We start from the raw sequence: 26,507 nt of genomic DNA, 5'->3' as shown, positions 1-26,507 counted from the left end.
AAATACTGTTTAAAGGTATATTCTACCAACGTTAGAGAGACAGTACAATGCTTCATCAGATCTATGGAATTCATGGGAACGTAGGGATCACCCCTATTGTGGAGAAAAGGAATACATTGGTCCCTTTGCGGTTTCTGGCGGATCAGCTAGGTGCGAAGTTGTCGCTCAACGCGAAAACAGGGGACATCACATTGGGTTTTGCTATAAGACAAGGAATTTTGTATTTTGTGGAGAAATTTGTAATATTGTATCGCTTAAATTTAATAAATGGGGGTTCTTTTCGGTGAAAGACAATCGTATAAAGATTGGAAATACCCAGGCACAATGGAATCAAGCAGGTACCCGCATATTGAAATACTCTGTAGAGATGTATGACAACGGTTTAAACGAGCATAAAGTTGTTTCTGCACCAGAGATGGATATTCTGCGAAATAAAATTGATATCCAAATTTTAAAGTGGGATGAGAAATGGAGTAGGATTGAGACAAGACGCATGATGGTTGCGGAACAGGAAGCTAGTATTGAAGAGGCAGCGAAAATGTCCTTAGAAGCGCAGGAAGCCATTAGCACGATTGATAATTTATTGACCCATACGCTTTCTATCGATGACACCGTGAATTGGGATGTATTAAAAAAGAACGAGGAATTTCCCGAAAAAATTCCGTCCAAGCCAAGCCCAAAAGCAAAAAGGGAGTACCCGGACCCACCTAGGAAAGAGGAGCCCGTTTTCACCTTCATAGAAAAAATATTCAAGGCGAAAAAAGAACAAAAAATTAGAGAATACGAGAATAGGTATACTACTTCAATGGTGATGTGGGAAAACCAAAAGTTTGAGATAGATAACTACAATCAGATGTTGGAGCAAGAATTAGAAACGGAAGTGCAAAAGTGGCAAGAAAACGTTGTTCAATGGGAAGAAAGGAAGAAAATTTTTCTTGAGGAACAAGATGAATATAACAAAAAAATTGATGAGATGAAGGAAGCATATTTCAATCTAAATGAAGATTCCGTGGTGGAATATTGCGAAATGGTGTTGGAGAATTCGGTTTATCCCGAGTCTTTTCCCAAAAGCTTTGAGTTAGAGTACAGTAATGAAACCAAAATACTTATTATAGAGTATCAATTACCGTCGATCGAGTGTTTTCCAACTTTGAAAGAAGTCAAATATTTAACATCCAAAAAAGAGTTAAAGGAAACCCAGCTTACGGAAAATCAAGTCACAAAAATGTTTGATGAAGCAATGTATAAAATAGCTCTTAGAACAATGCATGAGATTTTTGAGGCGGATCGGGCGCATGCCATTGAGGCTGTTTCTTTCAATGGTTGGGTTAACTCAATCAATAAAGCGACCGGCAAGGAAGAGAATAATTGCATCATAACTATTCAAGTGAAGAAGGAGCAGTTTGCAGACATCGATCTGGCAAATGTTGATCCCAAAACATGTTTTAAGAGTTTAAAGGGCATAGCCGGCAGCAAGCTAAGTGCGTTAAGTCCGGTTAAGCCGATTCTGCAAATTAGTAAATCCGATAAGAGGTTCGTTGATAGTTATGATGTTACGGACCAGTTAGATGAATCAACGAATTTGGCCGCGATGGATTGGGAAGATTTTGAACATCTGATTCGTGAATTATTTGAAAAGGAATTTAAGAGCAGTGGCGGGGAAGTTAAAGTAACAAGAGCCAGTAGAGATGGAGGCGTTGATGCGGTTGCTTTCGATCCGGATCCGATCAGAGGCGGCAAGATTGTAATACAGGCAAAAAGATATACGAATGTTGTTAGTGTTTCGGCGGTTCGGGATTTATATGGGACAGTGGTTAATGAAGGGGCGACCAAAGGGATTCTTGTTTCCACCGCAGACTACGGTCCTGATTCATACGAATTTGCTAAAGATAAACCTCTGACCTTATTAAATGGATCAAACTTGCTGCACCTTCTAGAGAAACATGGGCATCATGCGAGAATTGATCTTCGGGAAGCTAAGAAAATACTATCGGGAAATTAGGGGTTGTCACAAAAAAGCTAAGGCATGACCCAATCGCATCCCAAAGGATGCTCAAGGTACATGCCTAGCTATAAAGTTTAGTCATAGACCGGATCCGACGACGGCGGCGATGGCCGGGATCGTAAGCACGGATACCAATGTCGTAATAAAAATAAGCTGCGCCGCCAAATACGAATCGGCTTTGTATTGCTCCGTCAATATCGTCAGATTGGGCGGAGTCGGCATCGCGGCGATAATAACAGGAATGGCGAGGACCAGTCCGCCGAAGCCCAATATTTTAAGCAAAATAAAGAACAGCAGGGGCAGCGCCAGCAAGCGCAGGCCGGCAAACACAAATGCTTTCGGATTGGTAAACACCTTTTTCAGGCTGAATGCGGCCAGCATCATACCCGCCACCGCCATCGCCAACGGCGTGGTCGTCGCCGACATCAAATCGATGACGCCGGAGAAAATCCCGGGGATTTTCACGGAAAACAAAAAGAGCAGGATGCCGAGTAAAGTGGCGATGTTCGGCGGAGTCAACAAAATGCGCCAGCCAATCGTTTCTTTGTCGCCGTTGATTTTGGAAAAGATGAGGCCGCCAAGAATATAAAATACGATGTTAATCGGGATCGCAAAAATGGCCGAATAGAACATGCCGTCGTCGCCGAACAGGGCGTAGCACACCGGCCAGCCCATGAAGCCGTAATTGGTGATGACGAAAGTGAATTCGTAAACCGTTCTGCGCCTTACATCTGTTTCGCCAAGGAGCTTTAATCCGAACCAGCGGAGCACATATCCGAAAACGAGGAAGGCTGCGCTCATGCCGACCATGATCAGCACGTCATGCAGTTTGTCCCGTGAAAATTCCTGGTTCATCGAGCGTATCATCGTGCACGGGATGCTGACGTAAAACAGAAAATTGCTTAAATCGCTGCGGAAGGTATCCGTTACGATTTTGTATTTGATCACGGCAAAGCCGATCAACATGATGAAAAATAAGGTAATAATCTCATTGTAGGCTGTAATTAAGCTCATAACTGGCTCCTTCTGAATATCCGATTAACGGAAACGGGCCCCGGTAGTTCATACACCATCGGCTCATGAAGTGATTCTTTTTAAAAACTGTTTGGTGCGCTCTTCCCGCGGATTCGTGAGAAGCTCTTCCGTTCCTCCTTCTTCGATGATATTGCCGCCGTCCATGAACACGACGCGGGAGGCGACCTCGCGAGCGAACGAAATTTCATGGGTCACGACGATCATCGTAATTCCCGTGCTCGCGACCGCCTTGATCGTCGCAAGCACTTCTCCCACGAGTTCCGGATCCAAGGCGGACGTCGGTTCATCGAACAAAATCACGTCCGGGTTTAGAATCAGCGCCCGCGCGATGCCGGCGCGCTGCTGCTGTCCGCCGGAAATTTGCGTCGGGTAGAAGTCCGCCTTTTCCTTGAGGCCGACCTTCTCCAGTACGTCCCGGCTCCGGGCTTCCGCTTCTTCGCGCTTCATTTTTTTTACGGTGACCAGCGCCTCCATGACGTTTTCCAACACCGTTTTGTTTTGAAACAAATTGTAATTCTGGAACACCATCGCCGTTTTGCGGCGCAAAGTGAGCACATCACTTTTGTGGGGATGGCGGCATTTCACGGTAAAACCGTTGACCGTAACGCTGCCCTCGTCGGCGTTTTCCAGGAAGTTAATGGTGCGGAGCAGGGTAGTTTTGCCCGATCCGCTGGGACCGAGGATGACCACGACCTCTCCCTTGCCGACGTACAAGTTTACCCCCTTCAAAATATGAAGCGCGCCAAAAGATTTGTGGATGTTGCTCAGCTGCACCATTGGCTCTGTCGTCATAATGGCCCTCCTCTTTCTCCAATAGGTAATCGTTATTCCCAGCCCAAAAACAGCTTTACATATTCCAGGGTGGCTAATGTCCCTTTGATGAGACAGGATTCATCCAGGTCGTATTTTCGCGTGTAGCCGTCCGCCCCTGTGCCGAGCTTCGGATTATCGATCCCCAAGAACACAAACACGCCGGAGAACTCGCCGATATAAGTCCCAAACGTGTCCGAACGCATTTGCGGCGGTAAACTGTAGTTGCTTTCGGCTTCCGGCACCACTTTGAGGATCGCTTCCCGCGCCCGCGCGGCATCCTCGGGACGGTTGACCACGGGCATGCCGCGCCCGAAATAGTCGATGCTGATCTGGCAGCGGTGAGCGGTGACGATATGCTCGACCCAGCGCCCGAACGAGCTTTGCAGATGCAAACCGACATTCCGGTCAAAAAAACGCATCGTTCCCGACATCGAGCAGGTATCAGGAATCATGTTGGACGTGCTTCCGCCTTCGATTTTGCCGAAGGACAGAACCACATTCTCGTAAGGATTGATTTCTCGCGCGATCATGCCTTGGATGTCACCCACGATTTGCGCACAGCAATCGATCGGGTTGATCGTTTTGTCTGGGCGTGAACCGTGCCCGCCTTCGCCGGTAACCGCGATCTGAAACCCGATGGCGCCGGCCAGCCGTGCGCCCGCTTCCACCGCAAAGCCGCCGGCCGGCAGGGAAGACTCGAGGTATATCCCCCAGGCGCCGTCGACCTTATCTCCCGCGAGCGCGTCCATCATCGCCTGCAGCCCGATCACCTTCTCCGCGCCTTCCTCAAAGCAGAACAAGATCCGTCCTTTGATCCGGTTCTTCCGCTGCGACAGAAGCCTGGCCGCGCCAAGCAGCATCGCCATATGCCCGTCGTGTCCGCAGAGATGGGCGACGCCTTCGCGTTCGGAAATTACGATTTTCTCCCGCAGCAGATTGAAGGAGCTTTCCTGAACGGGGATGGCGTCCATGTCGCTGCGCAGAACGAGCGTTTTGCCCGGCAGCGCGCCCGTCAGTTCGCCGATGAGGCCGGCGTGGCCGACCCGGCGAACACGAATCCCCATTTGCTCCAGCTCGCCGGCGATTTTCGCGCAGGTTTCTTTTTCTTGCCCTCCCAGCTCCGGGAAGCGGTGAAAGTGGCGGCGCAGGCCGATTAAGTATTTTTCGCATTGTTTTAGTTCATCGTCATCCAAAATATCAGGCAACATAATGCTTCTCCTTTTCCGGTGATTAACGCAGTGATTTTCGGAAATGCCCCATCCGTTTCTCCATTCTGGCAAACAACTGTTCAAAGGCGATGCACATGCCCCAGTAGATCAGCGAGACGATCGCATAGATTTCCATGAACCTGTAGGAATCGGTCGCCTCGATATTGGCCATGTTCATCATTTCGACCACGGCCACCGCCGATGCGAGCGAAGACCCTTTGACTCCCCCGAGAAATAAGTTGCCTAAATTCGGTATCGCCACGACGAACGCCTGGGGGAACACGACCCGAAGATAGGCTTCGCTCGTCGTCATGCCGACGGAATACGCCGCTTCCATCTGCCCCTTCGGCACGGATAGCAGGGCGGACCGGATCGCTTCGGTCAGATAGGCCGAACGTTCAAGACTTAGCGCAATGATCGCGAAGACGATCGGGTGTACTCCGTTGACCGAGAGTGGAAGCCCCGTCGCTTCGGCTGCCGCGTCGGCGAGCTTCGGAATGCCGTAATAGGCGATGAACAGATGAACCAACAGCGGCGTCCCCCGCATGACCGATAAATACAAGGTCACCAATCTTCGGATCACCGGTATTTTGTAAATCAGCACAAGCGCGCAAAACATAGCGATGATCATGCCGAAAAACATGGCGGTGACACTGAGCAGTAGCGTAATCGGCGCTGCCGACAACAACTTCCAAAATTGCTCCAGGTAAAAGTCCATTTGCTTTTCACGTCCCTTTCGGCCGGGTCCGCTATACGGACAGCCCCATCTTGCGTTTGTAACGTTTCTCCAGCAGGCCCGTTCCGTACTCCAGTATCATGCAGGAAATCCAGTAGACGAACGCTGCGGCGACGAACACTTCCAAGTTTTTGGCTCCGTATCCCGCCGCGCTGATCAGCTTCGCTTTGCCTAACAGATCTACGATGCCGATGCTGAAGGCCAGGGAGGAATCCTTAAAAACGATCAGCAGGCTGTTTCCGAGATTGGGAATCGCCACCGCGAGCGCCTGCGGTAAAATAATTCGGCGAAACGACTGGAAACCTGTCATTCCGACGCTTTGCGCCGCTTCATGCTGCCCCGCCGGAACGGCCAAATAGGCGGAACGTATCGTTTCGGACAGATAAGCGGCGTTGCTTAATGTAAAAGCAATAATTACAAAAACCAATTTATCCCAGCTACCAACATTAAGCCCCAATTGCGCCAGCAGGTTCGGCAATCCGTAATAAATCAAAAACAGCTGAACGAGAGGAGGGGTTCCCCTCATAAATGAGACGTAAACCCCCGTTGCCGTTTGCAGCGACCGATGGCCCCTTATTTTCATCCATGTCAGCAGACCGCCCAACAACAAGCCGAAAATCATGCACAGTACCAACAGCAAAAGGGTGACGGGGAGCGCCTCGATCACTTTGGGAATGGAGCGCAGCATAAATTCAACGTCGAAAAACTTTTCCATGAAGCCCCTCCTTACCGGCGCGGATCTCTCCGGTGCGCCGCTTCAAGATTTACCCGCCAAAGGATTGGTTGGATGACGATTGGCCGCCCGTGAACGATTCGTATTCGGCAAAGTTGTCCAGCCCGTACCATTTTTTCGACAACTCGGAAAGCGTGCCGTCTTCACGCAATTCTTTCAGCGCCCCGTCGATCGCTTCCTTGATGTCCGGGCGGTCTTTGGGGAGGATCTGATACACGGGATACGCATCGATGGTGCCGCCTAAACGGGTATCCAGCTGCAGTTCCTCATTCAGCTTATTGTAAGTGCCGGCGAGAGCCAGGGTGCCGTCGATACGGCCCGATTCGACCATTTTCATCGCATCCGCCACGGGCAGGCTGTCGACCGTTTGCACGTCGATTTTTTGGTCCGGATGTTCTTCGTTAAACTTTTTCAGGTAGGTGTAAAAGCTGGACGTCGGCATTTGCGCCATCTTTTTTCCCGCCATATCTTCGAGCGTATTGAGTTCCGTGTCGTCTTTACGGGTGATGAGCTTGAGTACGCCGATATCGTAGGGCTCGTCCGGGTAGAGGAATTTCTCCTCCCGCTCCGCCGTTTTGCCGAACTGCCAGTCGGCGATTTGAATCTTGCCGGATTCCAGGGCGACCAAAGTTGCCGCCAGCTCAAGCTGCTCGTATTTGAATTCAAACTGCGGCAGTTTTTCATCGATCTTTTGCAGAACTTCATGATCGTAACCGGTAAGCTCGCCGTTTTCGTCGACGTAAAATTGCGGAGGAATGACGTTGCCGATCCCGACCGTCAACACTTCGACCTCCTGGCCGGAACCTGCCGGCGCGGGGCCGGATTCGTTGCCCGAACCGGAGGAGCAGCCGGCCAAGCCGGTAACGATGGCCATGCCCGCCAACCATAATGAAACGCGACTCACTTTCTTTCCATTCGCTTTTTGTCTGGTCATTTCTCATCCATCTCCTCAAATCTCATTTTTTTCCACTGCTTGATTAAAGTTTCCGAATCCACCACAAGCCCAAAGTACCTGGAAATAATCTGCAAGGCCGATTGTTCCAACTCGAGATATCCTCGGCATAAATCCTGCGGAACGACGACTCGGAAATCCCGGTTCGCTCCATCGCACGCCGTATTCAAGACGCAGCAGTCGGTCAGGGCCCCGGTCAAGACGATCGTTTCCTTTCGGAGGTTGCGCAACAGCAGCTCAAGATCCGTAGAATAAAAAGCACTTAGCCGCTTTTTGCTATCCACGGTGTAATCCTCTTCCCCCACCCGCACCGAGAAGCGCGTCCACTTGGTACCTTCCAGTGCGTGATTGTCCGCGAACGGCAGCGGTTGATCGCGCATTTCCGATAAGATCCGCCACGCGCTTTTATATCCGCGAATGTCGTCCGAGCCGTCCTTGCGCAGGACGGAACGCACGTGGATAACGGGGATGTTCAGCGTCCGGCACACTTCGGTGAAGCGGTTGATCGGCTCGATGATTTCCCTTCCCCGCGGCGCCGGCGACGGGCACTCCGGGTCGTCGGCCAGATGGCCGTCGTGCATGTCAATGGTAATTACAGCCGTTTTGGCCGGATCGAGAAAAAGATCGTGAAAAATGCCGTCCTTCAACGTTTTTGGAACTCCATCAAAATAAGCCTGCATTGTTAGATTACCTCACTTATGATGTTTTGTTTTATCTCTCAAAACAGAATGGTTTTCTTACATATCTAGTATATTGGACGGTGAGGCACCTAATCATCATACGGATTGCACAGAATGTCCGGAGAGTTATCGTTCACCTTGCACACTTATAAAGCGATAGAGCAATATGGAGAAGAAAAGCGATTGATATGCTGCGGTATCGTCCGGTTTTTTGCCGATCAGTTCTTCAATTTTTTTGAACCGGTACATTAGCGAATTGCGATGGATGAACAGTTCCTTGGCGGTTTGATTCAGGTTTAGCTTGCATTCGTAATAGGTCTGCAGCGTCTTCACCAGTTCGCCGTCGTTGACGTGGTCGTATTGCAGCAAAGGTCCCAATTGCGACTGCACATACTCATCCAACACGGAGATATCGGGAAATTTGTATAAAACCCGAAACATGCCCAAGTCCTCAAATTTCGTCACGATTCGGGCGTTTTCCGTGTTCACGGCGATTTGCAGCGCCTGCTCCGCTTCTTTCAGACTTTTTCTGCATTCCCATACCACTTCCGAGACACCGCCTATTCCGGCTTTGACTTTCAGGCCGATAAACATGTTCATGACGTGCTCGCAAAAATTTTCCACTTGCTTCATTCTCGTTTTTTCATCGTGGTTTTGTTTGAGCGGAATCAACAGGACCGCTTCATTGCCGCCTTTCGGTATAGCCATGACGTTCTGGATGTATTGCGCGGCAGCGTTTAACGCGACTTGATTGAAATAGCTTTTGAATTCGGCCCGCGCATCGTCTTCCGCATATCCGGAGCTTAAGGCGATGTGCTCGAAGTTGATTGCCCGGATCACGCAAACCTGATGCGCCGAGCTCAAATCATATCCGAAAAACGCCGCCTGTCTCTCGACAGCCGCGACGTTGGCGTGCGCTCCGTATAAAATTTCATAAATCATATCGTAGAGATGCCGGCGTTCATTTTGTTGCTTTAAAATGACATCGCCGATTCCCCTCATGATTTCGGTCGGTTTTATGTTCCCGGACAGCTCCAGGAGCGGAAAGTCCAATTCGTCCGCCAACTGCGCCAGTTCGGTCTTGGCCAAGGTGCTTTCCGGCGGATGAAGCAGAATCAACCCGGCCAGGTTTCTGGAGGCGCAATCGGCCAGCAATTTCCGCAATCCGCCGGATTCCTCACGGCCCCCGGCGTTCATGAGAAACAGCATTTCGCCGCCGCGCGTCCACTCTAGCGAAAAATCCTCGCCGCCGATGTACGGCCATGTCACTACCCGGCTCAGTCCTTTTTTGCCTCCCAGCAGCTTCATGTTTTTAAGTAACGGCAGCTGAAGCAAATCCGAAGTTTGTATGGCCATACGCATCCCCTCCTGATGTAATGAAAATTTTGCGAAAAGTATGTTTTATGTAACTTATAGTAACACATATCGTTAAAATATGTACCGTAATAACAATTTCTGAAATTTCCAGACAGGTTCATCTAAGTTTTTGAGGAAGCAAGGATTTGTGCAGTGCATCCCCAAGATATGTTGATCGTTCCTAAGGATGAACCGGATTTACAATGGAAAAAACGAGGTCCATAGGGGGAAGCACAGTGAACAAATCGAGCACGGAATCATACGATGTCGTCGTCTGCGGCGGCGGGTTGGCCGGGGTGAGCGCGGCGGTGGCGGCGGCCAGGCTTGGGGCGAGTGTCTGTATCATTCAGGACCGCCCGGTATTTGGCGGCAACAGCTCGTCGGAGGTGCGGGTCACGACGCATGGCGCGGCCCAGTTTCACGCCTATGCCAGGGAGACGGGGATCATCTCCGAGCTTCTGATCGAGGAACGGGCCGCAAACCACGAGCCGATCCGCGAGAACGGATGGACCAACAGCGTCTGGGACATGACAATCTATGACATGATGGTGTCGACGCCGAATCTTAAGTTCCACTTGAACACGTCGGTGACGGAGGTGGAGATGGATGGTCCGGAGTCGATCCGCGCGGTGAAGACTCGGGTGGCGAACGCCGAGACGGAGCTGACCATCCGGGGCCGGGTGTTTATCGATTGCACCGGCGACGGCGTCGTGGCCGATATGGCCGGCTGCGAATGGCGCCTGGGCACGGAAAGCCGCGGCGAATTCGGCGAGCTCCATGCTCCGCTTGAAGCCAGCAGTGATACGATGGGCAGCTCGATCCAACTTAAGGCCAAGGATATGGGCCGTTCTGTTCCGTTCCGCGCCCCGGAATGGGCGGTGAAGCATGAAGATCCGGCTTATTTTTATAATCAGGGGCGGCATTTTTACGATTTGATGGCGGGGTTCTGGTGGATCGAGATCGGCGTGCCGTGGCATACGATTTACGGCAATGAGGATATCCGCCATGAGCTGACCCGGCATGCGCTGGGGATATGGGACTGGATCAAAAACGGCGATCCCGAGCTGAAGCAACGCTCGGCCAATTTGGCGCTCGACTGGATCGGCCAGGTGCCGGGAAAACGGGAAAGCCGGCGGATCATGGGGCGGTATTTCATGACAGAGCACGATCTATTGAACCTGACCGTTTTCCCGGACGAGGTGGCTTACGGCGGCTGGTTCATCGACCTGCATACCGCGGGCGGGCTGCTGGCGCCGACGGCTGAACCGGCCAGTGCGGAAGGTTATGCCGAAACGACGGAATACGCGGTCAAAAGCTATTGCGGCCCTTACGGCATTCCGCTGCGGATCATGCTGGCCAAGGATGTCGGCAACCTGATGATGGCCGGCCGCAACGTCAGCGTCAGCCACGCGGCGCTCGGCACCGTGCGGGTGATGGCGACGACCGCGCTGATGGGCCAGGCGGCGGGGACAGCTGCGGCGTTGGCGCTGCAAAAAGGCATCGAGGTGGCCGACGTGCCCGACGTCTGCATCAAGGAAGTGCAGCAGCGGCTGCTGCGGGACGGCTGCTTCCTGCCGAACGTGCGCAACGAGGACCCGGCCGATTTGGCCAGAAGCGCGAAAGCGGTGGCGAGCAGTACGGAGCTCGTGTACGGCGTGGGGCCGGAAAGCCGCGATCGGACGGGCGGATTCCGCAAGGCGGCAGAGGGATTTATGGAAGCTGCGGAGCCGCTGGAGCATCGTAGAGGACAGTGGATCGCGGTCGGCACGGCGCAAATCCGCAGCTTGTCCGTCTGCCTCAGCAACGGCACGGTTCAGCCGCAGACGGTCGAAGCCGAGCTGCTGCCGGTCCGGCATATTTGGGATTACCGTGCCGATGCCGGCACGCCGCTGGCGAAGGCCAAGCTGACCGTGCCGCCAGGGCGTAAACGCTGGATCGAATGGCCCGTCAATCTGACGGCGGCGGACGGGCTTGAACCCGGCACGTACGTGCGGCTCGACCTGCTCGCCAATCCCGGCGTCGAGTGGCATATGGCCGGCACCGTGCTGCCCGGTCACGTCTCTGCGTACGAGATGGGCGGCGGCAGGATGCGCCGTTACCGCGACGGCGGCACGCTCAGCTTCCGCGTCGATCCGCCGCAGCCGGCCTATGGAGCCGCGGGCGTGGTGTCCGGGGTGACCCGCCCTTACGACTACACCAACGTTTGGCGCTCGAACCCGGCGGAGCCGCTGCCGCAATGGGCCGGCCTGGAATGGGCGGAGCCGAAGCGGATCGGCCGCGTCGAGCTGACTTTTCCCGGCCATCTGTTCCGGGAATACCACGCCTACGAGCCGTTTTACCGCGATCCGCAGTGCCCGCAGGAATACGCCATTGAAGCCTTTGTGGACGGCGAGTGGTGCGAGCTGCTGCGGGTGCAGGGCAACTATCAGCAGCGCCGCACACATGATTTTCCCGGCGGGGTCAACGCTTCCCGGCTGCGGATCGTGATCCACGCCACCAACGGTGATCCTGCGGCGGCTATCGCGGAAATCCGCTGTTATGAAAACTGACGGAGCCAGGCCATCGGGCGTTTCCTTCTAAACTAGTAGAATGATCCGGAAATAATATGGCTTATTTGCGGATGGGGGCCATGGATCACTTTGTTCTATATTAGTCCTGCGCGCTCAGGTAGCGTCCCCATAAAATAGAGGAACTTAAGGGGCTTATTTTCCGAATTTGAGCCTATTCATCACCAAAAGGGGAACTTTAGGGTCTTGTGTTTCGATGAACAGGTTGAAAAGCGGCCTTTCACCACTAAATCGTGAGAATAACGCCATAAAATTCCTTTATTTCACGCAACATGGGGGATATCGCTGAATAGCGCCCTTTTTTTCCTTTACGTTGTCACCCGAGACCTTCAATTGACTAATTTTTCCGTTTTCTCAAGTCTTCACTTGCCATCATGCTAATGTTATTTTCAGAATCGTCTACTAGCCGCTTTCGGCGTCTCCGGATGCCGGGAGCGGCCTGTTCCGGTCCCGGAACTCCTGTGATATACTGCCTTTAATTGCGTGTTCAAAAAGTGATCTGCAGAAGGCGGCTTTTTAAACAACCTTACGATGGAAGAGGAGGCGAGCGGCGTGGCAGGTATGAAGTTCTTGTGGCCGTCCGGCATCAAAAACCGGCTGTTCTTGTCGATCCTGTTATTCGTGCTGGTCCCTTCCAGCTTCCTGCAGCTGAGGAGCATCAACCAGTTGGAAACGAACATGAAAGCGAATATTTCGCAGCAGAACGTGTCGCAGCTGAATTTGCTGAAAAACGGCATGGAGGATATCCGGATCGGCGTTTTGGGTGCGATGCTGCAACTGGAGCGCGAGCCGGGGCTAAAAATGATGCTGCTGCGGCCGGACGATTTTGCTGAGGCGGAACGTACCCTGCAGATGGGCAATCAACTGCTGGAGCTCAAGCAAGGGCTCGGCAACGCGCTTATTCCGGTGCATATTACGCTGGTGGATAACTACGGCCATGTTTACACGACCACGGAGGAAGGGGTTTCCGTACGCCGAGTAACGAGTTCGGAAATCACGGGCCAGCCGGAATTCAAGCAACTGACGGATACGGGCCAATCTTACGCTTGGGCGGTGCGTGAGTCCCGGGACGTGCTGCAGGACATTTTTCCGCAGGCGGAGCTGTATTCGCTTTACGCCAGGCTGCAGGAGGTGGACGGCCGGACCTTCGGTTATGTGCGCATCAGTCTCGATATCCGCACCTGGCTGCAGTCGATTACGAACGGTTTTCAAGTGAAGCAAACCTACTATTTGTTCGACGGCGCGCGGCGGCCGATTTTGCTGCCGCAGGATGAGCATACGGCGGCCCAATTGGCCGGGATGGAAGGGTTGTTCTCAAACGCCCCCTCCCGTTATGTCTCCGACACGAACAATATGTTCATATACAATGGCATCTACCTGCCCAATCTGGATTGGACGCTGGTGACGCGGTTTCCTTTGGAAGCGCTCTCGGGGAATATCCGGGCGATGAAAAACCAGGTGATCGTCTCTTTTTCCCTCACGGTTATCGTGTTTATCGCCATCACCTATGCGATTGTTGCCTCCGTGCTCCGCCCGCTGCGCACGCTGCAGCGGACGATGAAGGAACTGGTGCACCGGGACCTGGACGTCCGCATCCCCGAACGGAAGTTCAAAGGCGAACTGCTGGTGCTGGCTAGAACCTTTAACGCCATGATCGACGATATCCGCGGCCTGATTTCCCGGCTGAGGACCGAGGAGCGGCAGAAGGAAGCTTTTCATTTTCAAATGCTGATGTCGCAAATGAATCCTCATTTTCTGTTGAATACGCTGAATACGGTCAAATGGAACGCCCGGAACCACGGGGATATGGGCACGTTCGAAATTTGCCAGAATCTCGGCCGCCTGCTGGAATCCAGCCTCAACAGCGAGGTGGATCTCGTTCATCTCAAAGAGGAAATCGAGCTGGTCAAAGCTTATGTATACATTCAATCGTTCCGTTACGATCATGCGTTTACGGCCGAATACGAGATCGATGAGGAACTGCAATACGCGCTGGTGCCCAAGCTCAGTTTGCAGCCCTTGGTCGAAAATGCGATTCAGCACGGCCTTGTTCATATGCGGGAAGGAGGGGCGATCCGCATTGCTGCGATGCGGGCGGGCCAGAAGCTGCGGCTGGAGATCCGCGACAACGGTCAGGGTCTTGCCGGCGCCCGGCCGGAACAAGCCCGCAAGCGGAAAGGCATCGGGATCAGCAACCTGCGCGATCGGCTGGAGCTGTTGTTCAAGCGGGAGTCCTCGCTGACGCTGGTCCCGCTGGAGCAGGGGGCGATGGCCGTGCTGGAGATGCCGCTGCTGATTGCTTTGCCATACCAGAAGCCTCTGCTTTCGAAGTGAGTTTTGCTCGAAGCTGATTCAGGAAGTAATGCTCACAAAACTTTGAGGAGGGACAGACCGATGTGGAAAATCCTGCTCGTGGAAGATGAGCCTTTCGTCCGCCGCTCGATCCGCCAGGCCATTCCCTGGGAAGACCACGGCTTCGCCATCGCCGGTGAAGCCGCGCATGGCCGGGAAGCGCTGGAGCGGCTGGAGGAGCTGGACCCGGATATCGTCATCTCAGATATTTTTATGCCTTACATGGACGGCATTGAGCTGCTGAAAGCCGCGCGGTCCCGGGGCAGCGAAGCGCGCTTCATCATGCTGACCTGTGCCGGCGAATTCGAATATGCGCGCGCCGCGCTGGAATATGGCGCCACTGGGTACATCCTAAAGCTCTCGATGGAGGACGCGGAGTTGCTCGGGGCGCTCGGCAAAGCCAGGGTGGAGCTGGAGAAGCTGGAGCGGCAGCAGGAGCTGGCGTTAAGCGACCGGGTGGGTTATCTATGGCGCAGTATACTGGGCAAGGAGCTTAGCGGGGATGAAAAAGAAAAGCTGGAGGAGCTGAAGCGGTACGACTGGGGTGGAGACCGGCCGCTGATCGTCACCGGGCTGACCGGGGCACTGCCGTTTAATTACGATCACTGCTGCTCGTTGCTGGGGATGTTCCCGGGCCGGGGGAGGCTGCGCCGGTCGTGCCGACGATGCCGATGAACTCGCCCGCGCGGATATGCAAATCCAGGCCGTGCAGCACCTCCTGGCCTGCGGTGTACGAAAACCGGATGCGGTTGAAATCGATCCGGCCGCGAACGGAGGCGAGGTCGACGGGCACGGCATCCTCCGGCTGCGGCCCCTTGACTTCCGGTTCGACGGAGAAGATGCGCCACAGCCGGTCCATCGATACCATCGTCGATTGCAGCGTGTTCCACTGCTGGGTGATGGCGTTGATCGGCTGGAAAAACTGGCGGATATAGCTGATGAACGCGTACAGCACGCCGAACTCCATGCGTTGTCCCAGCACCGCGATGCCTCCGATCCACACAACAAAAGCGACGGACAGGTTGCCCAAAATATCGAAGGAGCGGTTGAACAGTACCGAAGCCCGCACCTCCTGCAGGTTGGCCTGCAGGTAGACGGTGTTCCGCTGCGTAAACCGCGACGCTTGCTCCTTTTCCTGATGGAAGGACTGGATCAGGCTCATGCCGGTCAAATTTTCCGCGGTGAAGGCGATCAGCCGGGACAGCAGGGTGCGGGCCCGCTGGTAGCAGGTGCGCAAATATTTGCGGAAAGCCAGGGAAATGGCCGTAATAATCGGAAACAGGATCATGCAGTACAAGGCGAGGCGGGCGTCCAGGACGAACATGAAGACGACGATCAAAATGAGCGACAACCCGTCGCGCACAAGACTTAACAGCACTTGGGTAAAAAACTGGTTAATCGTCTCCGTATCGCTGGATTCGTTGGTGACGAGCCCGCCGGCCGAGCTGCGGTCGAAGAAGGACATGGACTGCCCGGTGATGTGGCGGAACAGGTCCTTGCGCAAGCGGGCGACAATGCTCTGGCCGGCGCGCTGCAGCATATTGGCCTGGAAATAAGAAAATATGCCGCTGACAGCCTCCAACAGCAAATACGTGATTGCAAGCGTTAACAGGATACTAGCTCCGTGTGCTCCGAACAGCACCTTTTCGTCAATGGCGTATTTAATGAGTACCGGCTGCAGAAGATCGGCAGCGATCGCCACGAACGCAAAGGCGAACACGCCGATGAACGCCTTGCGGTGAGGCTTGGCGTACGCGAAAAGGACGGAGAAAGCCTTGCGCCGGTTTTCCGGGGATAGCTCGTATTTTTTCGGACTTTGTTCCATGGTTTTAGCCGGCATCGCTTTCCCCTCCTTCCTGAATGGCGTGCAGCGCGGCGTATAACCCGCCGGCATCCAGCAATTGCTCATGCGTGCCCTGCTCGGCGATCCGGCCGTCCTCAAGCACGAGGATATGGTCGGCGTGTTTCACGGCGCTGATACGATGGGCGATGATCACTGTTGTTTTGCCCTCGCGCGCCAAACGCAGATTGGTTAGGATCTTCGTCTCGGTCACGGCGTCAACCGCGCTGACGCTGTCGTCCAGCAGCAGGATCGGAGCGTCCTTGATCAGCCCCCGCGCCAGACTGGTGCGCTGGCGTTGCCCGCCCGACAAAGTCAGCCCGCGTTCGCCCAGCTTAGTCTCGAACTTATCGGGGAAGGCGGCGATATTGTCGTGCAGATCGGCGAGCTTTGATGCTTCCACGACTTTTTTCAGCTCTGAATCCCGGTTGAAAAAAGCGATGTTGTCGCGGATCGTCGTGCTGAACAGAAAGCCGTCCTGCGGCACGTAAGCGATCTGCGAGCGCAGGCTCTCCAGCGACAAGTCGAGGACGTCGGCGCCGCCGATAAACACCGTTCCCCGCGGCGGGTCGTAAATCCGCAGCAGCAGCTTGACGAGCGTCGTTTTGCCGCTGCCCGTCCGGCCAACGATGCCTAAGGTTTGGCCCGGCTTTAAGCGAAGACGGATATCCGTAAGCGACGGTCTGACCGCTTCGGGATACGAAAAGGTCAAATTCCTGATTTCGATGCTCAGCGGCCGGTCCTCGAGTTGCAGCGCCTCTTCGGCTTCGCGGATGTCCGGCTTCACGGCAAGCAGCCGGTTCAGCCGGTCCAGCGAGGCCCTGGAGCGCTGCATGGCATTGATGACGTTGCCGATCAGGCGCAGCGGGTTCATGATCATGCGCAAATACAGCGTCAGCGCCACGAAGTTGCCGAGCGACAGCTCCCCGCGCGTCACCAGAATGCCGCCGTAGGCGATAGCGACGGCCATCGACACTGCGCCGGTGAACGGCAGCAGCACCTGAAACAACGAAGTGATGCGGACCAGGGACAACTGATTGCCTAAAATCCGGTCAACGGTTTCGCTGAACCGGCGGTAGGCGGTGTCTTCGGCGGCGAAGCTTTTGGTCACTTTGACGCCTTCAAACTGTTCTTCCGCCGATTCGGTCATGGCCGCCAGCGACTCCTGCACCTTCCGCGAGCGGTCGCGAATCAGCGGGCCGATGCGGACGACCATAAACGGGATGGCGACCAGCGGCAAAACGCTGACTACGATCAAAAGCGCCGGAATGTCGCTCACCGCCATCATCACGATGACGGAAATCAGCAAAACCGACGCATTGGTCATTTGATTTAATCCATTAGCAATTGATTCGCGCACGCCGGTCACGTCGTTCATCACGTAACTCAGCAGCTTGCCGATACCGTTTTTGGAAAAGAAAGATTCGCTTAAGCGGGTAAAGTGCCCGAACAACTGCTGGCGGGCCCGAAATTCGAAGATGCGGCCGAGGCGATGGTTGATGTATTGGCCGATTCCAAAGCAGCCTCCGTAAACGAGCGCGATCAAGGCGAGAATCGAGGCGTGGTAAATGACGCCGTTTCTCGTCAAATTTCCCGTCTGCAGGTGATCGGTAAACTCCCCCAGCACTTTCGGGAAATACGAATACGTGATGTTGGCAACCGCCAGGAACCCAACGGCCGTCAGGTAAAACGGCAAATGCGATCTGATGTGATGAAGCAGCAAAGTTTTTCCCTGCACGAAACATCCCGTCCTCTCCCCAATGATTTATTGTCATTTTATCATACGCCTAAATGTCCCGGCCATAAAGCCGGCGCCCGCGCAAAAAGAAGAGGCGGTCCGGGTTTACCGGGCGCCTCCGGATAAATATTTTTCGGTTAGGATCGTCAGCATTTGAATGCCGACTTCATTATGCCCGCCTTCGGGGATGATCAGGTCGGCGTATTTTTTGGACGGCTCGATGAAAGCTTCATGCATCGGTTTTACAGTGGCGAGATACTGCTGGTGGATGGAATGGATCGAGCGGCCGCGCTCCTCGATATCCCGCAACACACGGCGGAGGATGCGGACGTCGGAATCGGTGTCCACGAACACTTTAATGTCGAGCAGGCCCCGCAGCTTTTCGTCGTACAGCACGAACAGTCCCTCGACGATAACGATATTGTTCGGCTGCAGCATGATCGTTTTGTCGGACCGGGTATGGATCGTAAAGTCGTATACCGGCGCGTAAGCAGCCTGTCCGTTTTTCAGCAGGGCGAGATGCTCCACGAGCAGTTCGTTGTCGAAGGCGAAAGGGTGGTCGTAGTTGGTCTTTTCCCGTTCGGACATCGTCAGATACGTTTGATCTTTATAGTAATTATCCTGCGAAATGAATGTCACTTTATCCGTATCAAGCTGCTCAATAACCGAGCGGGCCACCGTGGTTTTACCGGAGCCGGTTCCGCCGGCGATACCTATAATCAGCATGGCGATTCAAATACCCTCCTAAACAAATTCCCGTTAACACATTCAAGTATTGTAGCATAGCGCCGTGCTTTTTTCATCTGGATGCAGGCCATTGGAGCACTTTTAAATCATGGCAAAATTGTGGCGGGGCTCATTCAATTTCATGAGGGTACTCATAATTATGGATGGAACAGGTTTACAATAAATAATAGTAGAGTCCATTTTGAATATATCCTGAATAAGAGGTGCTGCCGATGTGGCATACAAAATCCCGGGAAGCCGTGCTGCGGGAGCTGCAAGCCGACCCGGGGCCGGGCTTGACAAGCGCGGAAGCCAAAGCCCGGTTAAGCCGATACGGGCCGAACAAGCTGAAGGGCAAACCGAAAAAAAGCAGGTTGTCGCTCTTTTTGGCCCAGCTCAAAGATATGCTCATTTACGTTCTTCTGGGTGCTGCCGTAGTGACCTTGTTTGTCGGGGAATACATGGATGCGGTGATCATCCTGGCCGTCGTGCTCCTGAACGCGGTCATCGGCGTGATCCAGGAGCAAAAAGCGGAGAAAGCGATCGAAGCGCTGCAGCGGATGACGGCGCCCAAATCGCTCGTTCGCCGCGACGGCGAGGCGAAGGAAATCGACTCCGGGGAGGTTGTGCCCGGGGACATCGTCATCCTTGATGCCGGGCGCTACATTCCGGCTGATCTGCGCCTGCTGGCCAGCGCCAACCTGCAGATCGAGGAATCGGCTTTGACCGGGGAATCCGTGCCGGCGGATAAAAACGCCGATGACATCCATGAGGCCCCGAAGATGGCGGTCGGCGATCTGACCAATATGGCGTTCATGTCGACGCTGGTCACCTACGGGCGCGGCGAAGGAGTCGTCGTGGCGACGGCCATGGATACGGAGATGGGCAAAATCGCCAAAATTCTCGATGAAGACACCCGGGAGCTCACACCCTTGCAAAAAAAGCTGGAAGAGCTCGGCAAAATACTCGGTTACATCGCCATCGGCATCTGCGTGCTGATATTCGTGATCGGGCTGATCCAAGGGCGCGATCTGTTCGAATTATTTCTTACCGCGATCAGCCTGGCGGTGGCGGCGATTCCGGAAGGGCTTCCGGCCATCGTGGCGATCGTGCTTGCGCTTGGCGTCACCCGCATGTCGCGGATTAACGCGATTGTGAAGAAACTGCCGGCGGTCGAAACGTTAGGTTCCGTGAACATCATCTGCTCGGACAAAACGGGAACGCTGACGCAAAATAAAATGACGGTGGTCGAGTATTTTACCGCCACCCCTTTAAATGAAGAGCCGCCTTTGGAGATGATCAAGACCTTCGTCCTCTGCTCTGACGCTACCTACGAGAACGGCCAGGGAACCGGCGATCCCACGGAAATCGCCCTGGTTGCCTACGGCGAACAGCATAATATTTTGAAGCGTTCGCTTGAAGCAGAATATAAAAGGATGGACGAAAAACCTTTCGATTCCGACCGCAAGCTGATGTCCACTTTAAATCAGACACGGGAGGGCTACCGCGTTCATACGAAGGGGGCGATCGACCAGCTCCTGCGGATTTCGGTTTCGGCCGTCGTCAAGGGGGAAGTGGTGCCGCTGACCGAGGAACTGAAAGGCCAATACTTGCAGGCGGCGGAAAAAATGTCGGACGACGCGCTAAGGGTGCTTGGTGCAGCCTATAAGGACACGGACCGCCAACTGTCCCCGGAGGAAATGGAACAGGATCTGACGATCCTCGGCTTTGTGGGCATGATCGATCCGCCGCGGACCGAAGTGAAGGACTCGATTCGGGAAGCGAAAATGGCCGGGATTACGCCGGTCATGATCACGGGCGATCATCGGAATACCGCGGTGGCGATCGCCAAGGAGCTGGAAATCGCCAGCTTGCTGGAGCAGAGCATGACGGGCGCGGAAATTGATGAACTGACGGATGAAGCTTTTGCCGGGAAAATCCAAAATGTCCGCGTGTTCGCCCGCGTGTCTCCCGAGCACAAGGTCAAGATCGTCAAAGCGTTTAAGGCCCAGGGAAATATCGTCTCGATGACGGGGGACGGGGTGAATGACGCACCGTCCTTGAAAACCGCCGATATCGGGGTGGCCATGGGCATTACCGGCACTGATGTATCGAAGGGCGCTGCCGATATGATCCTGACCGACGATAACTTTACGACGATCGTCCATGCGATCCGGGAAGGCCGGAATATTTATGCCAACATCCGCAAAACGGTGACGTTTTTATTGGCCTGCAACTTTGGGGAAGTCGTGGCGATTTTGGCGTCGATCGTATTTTTCTGGCCGCTGCCTTTGTTGGCCACCCAACTGCTCTGGGTCAACCTGGTGACGGATACGCTGCCGGCGATCGCGCTTGGCGTGGATCCGGGTGAGGAAGATGTGATGAAACGCAAGCCGCGGGATCCGAAGGAGAGTTTCTTCGCCGGCGCCGCCGCAGTGCGGGCCGTGATCGGCGGCATGCTGATTGGGGCGTTGACGCTGGTCGCTTTTTACGTGGGCCTTCGCGAATACGGATACGGACTAAGGTCGGAAAATATTCCCGCAGACGTGATGACCTATGCGCGGACGATGGCGTTTGTCGTCTTGGCGGCTTCGCAGCTGTTTTACTCTTTTTCGAAACGCAGCGCCACGAAGTCGATTTTTACCGTTGGCTTATTTTCCAACAAGCTGTTGGTCTGGGCGGTCCTCGCGGGTTTGTTTTTACAGTTCGTTTCCATCACGGTTCCGTTTTTGGCCGCCGCCTTCCAAGTGCAGAACCTCAGCTTGGGGGATTGGGCCGTCGTCGTTGGGCTGGCGCTTATCCCGCTGCTGCTGAGCGAGGTGATCAAAGTATTCATTCGCATGGCGAAACCGAAGGAAGCTTAGCCCTCTATAATAGAACAAATTCTGAAAACGTGTTTAACCCCTCAAACGTGCATAACCCCTCAATTTGGAGAAGTTTTTTTCCAAGGAGGGGTTTTTAGGTTATACTAGCTGGTCAATACCGCGATGACGGCAACCGGGGCTTCTAAATAGGCATTTAACGAAACCGAAATGACCCCACCTCGGCGGCATTCAAGATCACTGGCTTTTCTCGCGGCGGATCAAGCTTTTACGTAAGGCCTGCTTGTGGTATAATGTGCTTAGAAAATACGTAAAATGAAAAATGCCGTGATGCTGGATCGCGGCAGACAAGGGCCGATGGGCAACCACGGCGAGATTTTCAGGCGAAAAACCACCGGTAGGCGGCCAACCTATTCCCGGTGGTTTTTCTTGTCTCGCGCCTGTTTGCGGGCGGTAAGTAACGTGTTAATTCCGGTCAGAACCCCGACCAGCCTCGACACCCCGTCCAACAGTTTCAAGCACAATTCAAGAATGGACACGGCCTCCCCCCTTCGGGGTAGCTTCACCTCGTCCGCCTACCGGTTTTGTTATACCAAATTCTTAAAAATGATAGAAGCTAATTCAGAAGACCGATACTCTCGTACTCCTGGGTCTGTCGCTATATGTGTCTGTATACATAAACGGATTAAGCCGGCGAGTTATCTCGATTTTATCGTTGAAGTTGTTGCAAAAAGTACAGCTATTTATCCGCAAATGCTGCCACAACGCTTGATTAAGTGCAAATCACAAAATGCAATTAATCGTCGCCGTAAAGCCGATCAAGCGCATTTTTGCCAGTCAGTCGAAACAGGTTCTATATTCAATTTGCTTTGCGATTGAGCGTTTATTTTTATCGGCTATGAATATAATTTTTTTCAAAAATCCCTTGTTCTAAGCGCAATGTGAGTATGGTGACATCAATTTGATGTCAATGTGATCGTATAAAATATTTTTTCGCGTTGATATAATATGGGCATCACTTGGGGATGGAGTGTGATGGTCGTGGAAACGATAAGAAGTTATTTGAATGAGCTGATAGAGCTGCGCACTGATGAAATTGGGAATGGCGTGTCGATCCAAGATGAGTATCGTGCTAAATCAAAGAGATTGCAATTGTTATTCAATGAAATGCTTCAATGTTTGCCTAAGGACAAGCAATCCAAGTTGTATCAATACGAGGAACTGCAAAATGAAAGAATATCAAAGGTTTATTCGATCATGTATAGGCAGGGGCTGATGGATGGGATACAAATAACCGCTTTGATAGATGAGGGGAGAAAGTTTGATAACGAGTTTTCGTAAAATCACGACTATAGTCGCGAATGAGAAAACTCTGGCTCAGGCATGTCCTATGACATGCGAATCATTCCAGGGGCAAGATGTGGCAGAGGATATGTGCGCTATTGATACCCTATGCCGAATGAACTACAAAGTGTAAAGCAACGAAATCGAGGCCGTCCAAAAGTCCGGCCTGCTTTGCGGCGTTATTCCAGGTTTAGTGTATTCCAGGTTTAGTGTTATTCGAGGTCTACGCGCTATTCCAAATTTGCGTGCCTGCCGTACATCTCGCTGCCCGTGATCCCTTTGCGTTCCATACATTTTAGAATGACCGCATCGTAAAAAATCAACAGCGTTTGTTCGAACAAGGAGGCCATGGGCTGGATCGTATTGTAACGGCTTAGCTCTTTATCCTTCGGAGAACCGGGCAGGCGCACGATTACGTCGGCTAATTTCCCGATGGCGGATTCGGGGGAGATGGTGACGAGCGCTACCCCGGCATCCAGCGTTTTCGCCTTTTGCGCCATGCTAACCAATGCTTTCGTCTCTCCGGAGCCGGAACCGATGACCAGCACATCGTTCTTGCCGATGCTGGGGGTCACCGTTTCACCAACGACGTAGGCGTTATGGCCCATTTGCATCAGCCGCATGGCAAACGATTTCGCCATGAACCCGGAACGGCCTGCCCCGGCCACAAACACTTTATCGGCCTGGAGCAGCCGGTCCACCAACCGATCTGCTTCGGCTTCCTGAATAAAGGAGACGGAATGCTGCAGTTCTTCGATAATTTTTGCAGCGTATTGCACGGTATCCATTCGCGTATTACCCCTGAGCGACCAATCTTTGCATTTCTGCGGCCGCGGCCTTTTTGTCGGCTTGTCCGGTAATCCCTCCGCCGACGATAACAAGATCGGGATTCGCCTTGACTACGTCGGGCAGGGTGCCCAGCTTGATTCCGCCGGCCACCGCTGTTTTGGAGTTTTTCACGACGTTTTTGATGATCCGCAATTGCTCAAACGGACTTTGGCCTTCCGCCTGCAAATCGTAACCGGTATGAACGCAGATGTAGTCTACACCCAATGCGTCGATTTCCCGGGCCCGGGTTTCGATATCTTTTACGTTGATCATATCGACCAATATTTTTGTGTTATGTTTTTTGGCCTCTTCCACAGCGCCCCGAATCGTGGCGTCGTCCGTCGCCCCCAGAATGGTTACGATATCCGCTCCGGCTTCCGCGGCTTTCATCACTTCGTATGCGCCGGCATCCATCACTTTCAAATCGGCCAGCACTTTTAATGACGGGAACTGTTCCTTAATTTCTTTGACCGCGCGGAGACCTTCGTTGATGACCACGGGGGTTCCGATTTCCACGATATCGATATGCTCCTGCGCCTCGGCGACAATTTGTTTAGCTTCAGGGATGTTGACAAGATCAAGCGCCAACTGCAATTCCATGATTATCACTCCCGATGATTTAGAATGTGGTGAACGTAAGCCCATCATAACCGTGAACTGCAAACGATGTAAGTACGCACTTTAAAAACATATAGTTACTTGAAAATGACTATATGTACTTGATTAGCACCTATTGTCCTAAAGTATACTGTACTCTCCTCTTTGTGGTAGGATGGGATTGGAGGTGAGATAACGTGGGAAGATTTGATGAAAGAACGTTTAACTGCGAAAAGGAGCTGACCCTGCATATCATTGGAGGCAAGTGGAAAATGCTCATCATGTGGCATCTTGGCAAGGAGGGGACCAAACGGTTCAACGAGCTCCGTTCCCTCATTCCCGGAATTACCCAGCGCATGCTCGTCAATCAATTGCGGGAGCTGGAAGAGGATCTCATCGTCCATCGTGAGGTGTATCCCGTGGTTCCGCCCAAAGTGGAGTATACGCTCACCGAACACGGCCAAAGCCTGATGCCGATCTTGGAGTCCATGTATGAATGGGGCATGAATTATAAAATCAATGTGTTAAAAAATCAGGAGGTTATTGCGGAGTAAACGCGCTCCCTGCCGCCAAAATTTAATAAACCATTCCGGGCCGTCCCGAAGGCAGTTTGTTTTATGCGAAGCTGCTTTCGGGGCGGCTTTTATTTACAGGCCAGAATTTATAAGATTTCGGGCATGGTAGAGGGCGGTGCGCAGGTAGAGAGGGGAGGAGAAAAGGGACCTGGGGGCTAAGGGACACCAGAGCCGTTATTTTCGAAAAAACGGAGGTTTGCAGAATGTAACGGACACAGATGACGTTATTTAACTCAAATCGGCCTGGGTGAACGGGTTTAGAGCGGAATAGGGTCGCCTGTGTCCGTTAGGCTGGGAAATACCCGGGAAATGGGCGGATAAGGTCGCTGGTGTCCGTTAGAGCAGCGTCCTAAGTTTGGAAGAGTCTCCAATCGCTCCAAAGTAGAAGTCAGAGCCACTTAAGGACGCCGCCAGGCGTTTTTCTTAATTTAAAAACATGTCAAAAAATTTCATTTTGCATAAATATTCGCATTTTTGAGTCTTAGGGCTTAGTGAATTTCTCCAGAACTAGCGCAAAGGCACCAATAAATCAAGACTTCCAGCCCTCACCGGAGGTATTTTTTGCCGTGTATAATTTTGGTAGCCCAGGTAGCTGGAATATGTTGGTATTATAGTCATACCCCTTAGGATGCAAGGAATAAATTTAGCGCGGTTAAACAGGTATTTTAAGCTTTTTAGGAGGGTTTTGCAAAATGAATTTCAGCAAGATGAAAAAAACGATAGGGGTATTGGCATGTCTTATTTCTGTGCTGGCATGGGTGCCGGGCGCGGCTTCGGCGGCGGTAGAATTGCCGCTTCGTGTGGAATATCAGGGGAAGCCTCTCGACTTTTCGGATGCGAAGCCGTTTATGGATAAGGCGCAACGGGTGCAGGTCCCGGTCCGTTTTGTCAGCGAGGCGTTAGGGGCCGATGTAAAGTGGGCTCCGGAGAGCAAAACGGTGACGATCCGGCTGGAAAACAACGAAATCACTTTGGTGATAGGCCAGACGCTATATAACGTTAACGGGGAAGCAAAACAGATGGACACGGCTGCGCGCCGGATCAATGGCCGAACGTTCGTGCCGATCCGCTTTGTCAGCGAAGGGCTGGGCGCCTATACCAAGTGGGACGGCGCGGTGCGTACGGCGTACATCAGCGATACTGCGTTCGATCCGAAGGAAGAGAAGGAGCCGGGCGGCAACAAGGTCGTGGAGGAAAACATGCACGGCTTTATCGTGAAGCATAATACGGGATCTCAACTTTTTATAGATAAGGGAACAAATGAGCCGGAAACACCTGTATTGTCATTATTAATATCGTTCCCGGAGATGAGGGGGGCCGATTATAAAATGCAAGTCAAGGAAGTAGAAGAAATTCTCTTGCAGAAGGTGGATAAAAAAACCGTTGAGGCCATTATGCAGCACATTCAAAAGAAAACCAATTGGAGAGAAGAACTTGAGGGTAAGGTGTTCAAAGACAGCAATTATGTCATTACGGTCGGGTCGAATACCTCCGATCCGATTGCGATACAAGTCTACGAAACCAAGAATTATATAGTTGAATAAGAAGCGGGTATCGAATATGAAAAACAGCGTGAAATGGTTTGGTGTGATATTAGTTT

The 26,507-nt window shown here is 52.9% G+C and carries 23 protein-coding genes; 10 read left to right on the top strand and 13 right to left on the bottom strand.

The window, feature by feature from the left end; all coding sequences use genetic code 11:
• Positions 1-47: 47 nt before the first annotated feature.
• Positions 48-287: a stalk domain-containing protein gene (locus ACLD72_RS21310; protein ID WP_410999233.1), complete on the top strand. Its 240-nt coding sequence runs from the start codon at positions 48-50 to the stop codon at positions 285-287.
• Entirely contained in the window at positions 284-2,002 is a 1,719-nt protein-coding gene (locus ACLD72_RS21305) for a restriction endonuclease (protein WP_410999235.1), read from the top strand. The genes ACLD72_RS21310 and ACLD72_RS21305 overlap by 4 nt, the downstream gene beginning before the upstream one ends.
• A gap of 81 nt (positions 2,003-2,083) precedes the next feature.
• Here ACLD72_RS21305 and ACLD72_RS21300 read toward each other — a convergent pair whose 3' ends face one another.
• The 8 genes from ACLD72_RS21300 to ACLD72_RS21265 form a co-directional block, all read right to left on the bottom strand.
• Positions 2,084-3,019, bottom strand: coding sequence for an AEC family transporter (locus tag ACLD72_RS21300; RefSeq protein WP_410999237.1), 936 nt, complete (start codon positions 3,017-3,019; stop codon positions 2,084-2,086).
• 63 nt (positions 3,020-3,082) lie between these two features.
• On the bottom strand, positions 3,083-3,817 hold the full coding sequence (locus tag ACLD72_RS21295; protein ID WP_410999501.1) for an amino acid ABC transporter ATP-binding protein: 735 nt from the start codon (positions 3,815-3,817) through the stop codon (positions 3,083-3,085).
• Between the two features lie 47 nt (positions 3,818-3,864).
• Positions 3,865-5,061, bottom strand: a complete 1,197-nt coding sequence (locus ACLD72_RS21290; protein WP_410999239.1) for a M20 metallopeptidase family protein — start codon at positions 5,059-5,061, stop codon at positions 3,865-3,867.
• 22 nt (positions 5,062-5,083) lie between these two features.
• Entirely contained in the window at positions 5,084-5,779 is a 696-nt protein-coding gene (locus ACLD72_RS21285; RefSeq protein ID WP_410999241.1) for an amino acid ABC transporter permease, read from the bottom strand.
• A gap of 31 nt (positions 5,780-5,810) precedes the next feature.
• Positions 5,811-6,512: an amino acid ABC transporter permease gene (locus ACLD72_RS21280; protein ID WP_410999243.1), complete on the bottom strand. Its 702-nt coding sequence runs from the start codon at positions 6,510-6,512 to the stop codon at positions 5,811-5,813.
• A 49-nt stretch (positions 6,513-6,561) separates the two neighbouring features.
• Positions 6,562-7,464: a transporter substrate-binding domain-containing protein gene (locus tag ACLD72_RS21275; RefSeq protein WP_410999245.1), complete on the bottom strand. Its 903-nt coding sequence runs from the start codon at positions 7,462-7,464 to the stop codon at positions 6,562-6,564.
• Positions 7,461-8,129, bottom strand: a complete 669-nt coding sequence (locus ACLD72_RS21270) for a cysteine hydrolase family protein (RefSeq protein WP_458476141.1) — start codon at positions 8,127-8,129, stop codon at positions 7,461-7,463. The genes ACLD72_RS21275 and ACLD72_RS21270 overlap by 4 nt, the downstream gene beginning before the upstream one ends.
• 159 nt (positions 8,130-8,288) lie before the next feature.
• A complete protein-coding gene (locus tag ACLD72_RS21265; protein WP_410999249.1) occupies positions 8,289-9,518 on the bottom strand; it encodes a PucR family transcriptional regulator in 1,230 nt (409 codons plus the stop codon).
• Positions 9,519-9,754: 236 nt separating this feature from the next.
• Here ACLD72_RS21265 and ACLD72_RS21260 point away from each other — a divergent pair, with 236 nt between their 5' ends.
• The 3 genes from ACLD72_RS21260 to ACLD72_RS21250 all read left to right on the top strand — a co-directional run bounded on the left by ACLD72_RS21260 (position 9,755) and on the right by ACLD72_RS21250 (position 15,112).
• Positions 9,755-12,067: an FAD-dependent oxidoreductase gene (locus ACLD72_RS21260; protein ID WP_410999251.1), complete on the top strand. Its 2,313-nt coding sequence runs from the start codon at positions 9,755-9,757 to the stop codon at positions 12,065-12,067.
• 579 nt (positions 12,068-12,646) lie between these two features.
• Positions 12,647-14,419, top strand: coding sequence for a sensor histidine kinase (locus ACLD72_RS21255; RefSeq protein WP_410999503.1), 1,773 nt, complete (start codon positions 12,647-12,649; stop codon positions 14,417-14,419).
• A gap of 60 nt (positions 14,420-14,479) precedes the next feature.
• A complete protein-coding gene (locus ACLD72_RS21250) occupies positions 14,480-15,112 on the top strand; it encodes a response regulator (RefSeq protein ID WP_410999253.1) in 633 nt (210 codons plus the stop codon).
• Here the strand turns inward: ACLD72_RS21250 and ACLD72_RS21245 are convergent.
• The 3 genes from ACLD72_RS21245 to udk form a co-directional block, all read right to left on the bottom strand.
• Entirely contained in the window at positions 15,030-16,277 is a 1,248-nt protein-coding gene (locus ACLD72_RS21245) for an ABC transporter transmembrane domain-containing protein (protein ID WP_410999255.1), read from the bottom strand. The two genes, ACLD72_RS21250 and ACLD72_RS21245, sit on opposite strands and share 83 nt — an antisense overlap.
• Positions 16,267-18,015: an ABC transporter ATP-binding protein gene (locus tag ACLD72_RS21240; RefSeq protein ID WP_410999257.1), complete on the bottom strand. Its 1,749-nt coding sequence runs from the start codon at positions 18,013-18,015 to the stop codon at positions 16,267-16,269. Before ACLD72_RS21240 ends, ACLD72_RS21245 begins: the two co-directional genes overlap by 11 nt.
• 105 nt (positions 18,016-18,120) lie before the next feature.
• Positions 18,121-18,741 (bottom strand): uridine kinase, encoded by a 621-nt coding sequence (udk, locus tag ACLD72_RS21235; RefSeq protein ID WP_410999259.1) that lies wholly within the window; start codon positions 18,739-18,741, stop codon positions 18,121-18,123.
• A 233-nt stretch (positions 18,742-18,974) separates the two neighbouring features.
• Here udk and ACLD72_RS21230 point away from each other — a divergent pair, with 233 nt between their 5' ends.
• From ACLD72_RS21230 to ACLD72_RS21220, 3 genes are all read left to right on the top strand, one after another.
• Complete coding sequence (locus ACLD72_RS21230; RefSeq protein WP_410999261.1) at positions 18,975-21,605, top strand: cation-translocating P-type ATPase; 2,631 nt, start codon at positions 18,975-18,977, stop codon at positions 21,603-21,605.
• Positions 21,606-21,878: 273 nt separating this feature from the next.
• Complete coding sequence (locus ACLD72_RS21225) at positions 21,879-22,442, top strand: hypothetical protein (RefSeq protein WP_410999262.1); 564 nt, start codon at positions 21,879-21,881, stop codon at positions 22,440-22,442.
• Positions 22,443-22,598: 156 nt separating this feature from the next.
• Entirely contained in the window at positions 22,599-22,904 is a 306-nt protein-coding gene (locus ACLD72_RS21220) for a hypothetical protein (protein ID WP_458476140.1), read from the top strand.
• 233 nt (positions 22,905-23,137) lie between these two features.
• On the opposite strand, the gene hxlB is transcribed toward ACLD72_RS21220, so the two are convergent.
• Together hxlB and hxlA are read right to left on the bottom strand one after the other, a co-directional pair.
• A complete protein-coding gene (hxlB, locus tag ACLD72_RS21215) occupies positions 23,138-23,695 on the bottom strand; it encodes a 6-phospho-3-hexuloisomerase (protein ID WP_410999266.1) in 558 nt (185 codons plus the stop codon).
• A gap of 7 nt (positions 23,696-23,702) precedes the next feature.
• Entirely contained in the window at positions 23,703-24,335 is a 633-nt protein-coding gene (hxlA, locus tag ACLD72_RS21210; RefSeq protein WP_410999268.1) for a 3-hexulose-6-phosphate synthase, read from the bottom strand.
• Between the two features lie 194 nt (positions 24,336-24,529).
• Between hxlA and ACLD72_RS21205 the strand changes: the two genes are divergently transcribed.
• Together ACLD72_RS21205 and ACLD72_RS21200 are read left to right on the top strand one after the other, a co-directional pair.
• A complete protein-coding gene (locus tag ACLD72_RS21205) occupies positions 24,530-24,886 on the top strand; it encodes a winged helix-turn-helix transcriptional regulator (protein ID WP_068786320.1) in 357 nt (118 codons plus the stop codon).
• Between the two features lie 713 nt (positions 24,887-25,599).
• On the top strand, positions 25,600-26,451 hold the full coding sequence (locus ACLD72_RS21200; RefSeq protein ID WP_410999270.1) for a copper amine oxidase N-terminal domain-containing protein: 852 nt from the start codon (positions 25,600-25,602) through the stop codon (positions 26,449-26,451).
• Positions 26,452-26,507 lie beyond the last annotated feature (56 nt).

The sequence above is a fragment of the Paenibacillus lacisediminis genome, from assembly GCF_046567315.2.
This window is presented reverse-complemented; position numbering and strand designations above follow the sequence as displayed.

Excerpts from the sequence above, each read along its gene's own strand:
- ACLD72_RS21310 (WP_410999233.1), top strand. The coding sequence starts at position 48 with ATGCTTCATCAGATCTATGGAATTCATGGGAACGTAGGGATCACCCCT.
- ACLD72_RS21300 (WP_410999237.1), bottom strand. The coding sequence starts at position 3,019 with ATGAGCTTAATTACAGCCTACAATGAGATTATTACCTTATTTTTCATC.
- ACLD72_RS21295 (WP_410999501.1), bottom strand. The coding sequence starts at position 3,817 with ATGGTGCAGCTGAGCAACATCCACAAATCTTTTGGCGCGCTTCATATT.
- ACLD72_RS21290 (WP_410999239.1), bottom strand. The coding sequence starts at position 5,061 with ATGTTGCCTGATATTTTGGATGACGATGAACTAAAACAATGCGAAAAA.
- ACLD72_RS21285 (WP_410999241.1), bottom strand. The coding sequence starts at position 5,779 with ATGGACTTTTACCTGGAGCAATTTTGGAAGTTGTTGTCGGCAGCGCCG.
- ACLD72_RS21280 (WP_410999243.1), bottom strand. The coding sequence starts at position 6,512 with ATGGAAAAGTTTTTCGACGTTGAATTTATGCTGCGCTCCATTCCCAAA.
- ACLD72_RS21275 (WP_410999245.1), bottom strand. The coding sequence starts at position 7,464 with ATGACCAGACAAAAAGCGAATGGAAAGAAAGTGAGTCGCGTTTCATTA.
- ACLD72_RS21265 (WP_410999249.1), bottom strand. The coding sequence starts at position 9,518 with ATGGCCATACAAACTTCGGATTTGCTTCAGCTGCCGTTACTTAAAAAC.
- ACLD72_RS21255 (WP_410999503.1), top strand. The coding sequence starts at position 12,647 with ATGAAGTTCTTGTGGCCGTCCGGCATCAAAAACCGGCTGTTCTTGTCG.
- ACLD72_RS21250 (WP_410999253.1), top strand. The coding sequence starts at position 14,480 with ATGTGGAAAATCCTGCTCGTGGAAGATGAGCCTTTCGTCCGCCGCTCG.
- ACLD72_RS21245 (WP_410999255.1), bottom strand. The coding sequence starts at position 16,277 with ATGCCGGCTAAAACCATGGAACAAAGTCCGAAAAAATACGAGCTATCC.
- udk (WP_410999259.1), bottom strand. The coding sequence starts at position 18,741 with ATGCTGATTATAGGTATCGCCGGCGGAACCGGCTCCGGTAAAACCACG.
- ACLD72_RS21230 (WP_410999261.1), top strand. The coding sequence starts at position 18,975 with ATGTGGCATACAAAATCCCGGGAAGCCGTGCTGCGGGAGCTGCAAGCC.
- ACLD72_RS21225 (WP_410999262.1), top strand. The coding sequence starts at position 21,879 with ATGAAAAATGCCGTGATGCTGGATCGCGGCAGACAAGGGCCGATGGGC.
- ACLD72_RS21220 (WP_458476140.1), top strand. The coding sequence starts at position 22,599 with ATGGTCGTGGAAACGATAAGAAGTTATTTGAATGAGCTGATAGAGCTG.
- hxlB (WP_410999266.1), bottom strand. The coding sequence starts at position 23,695 with ATGGATACCGTGCAATACGCTGCAAAAATTATCGAAGAACTGCAGCAT.
- hxlA (WP_410999268.1), bottom strand. The coding sequence starts at position 24,335 with ATGGAATTGCAGTTGGCGCTTGATCTTGTCAACATCCCTGAAGCTAAA.
- ACLD72_RS21200 (WP_410999270.1), top strand. The coding sequence starts at position 25,600 with ATGAATTTCAGCAAGATGAAAAAAACGATAGGGGTATTGGCATGTCTT.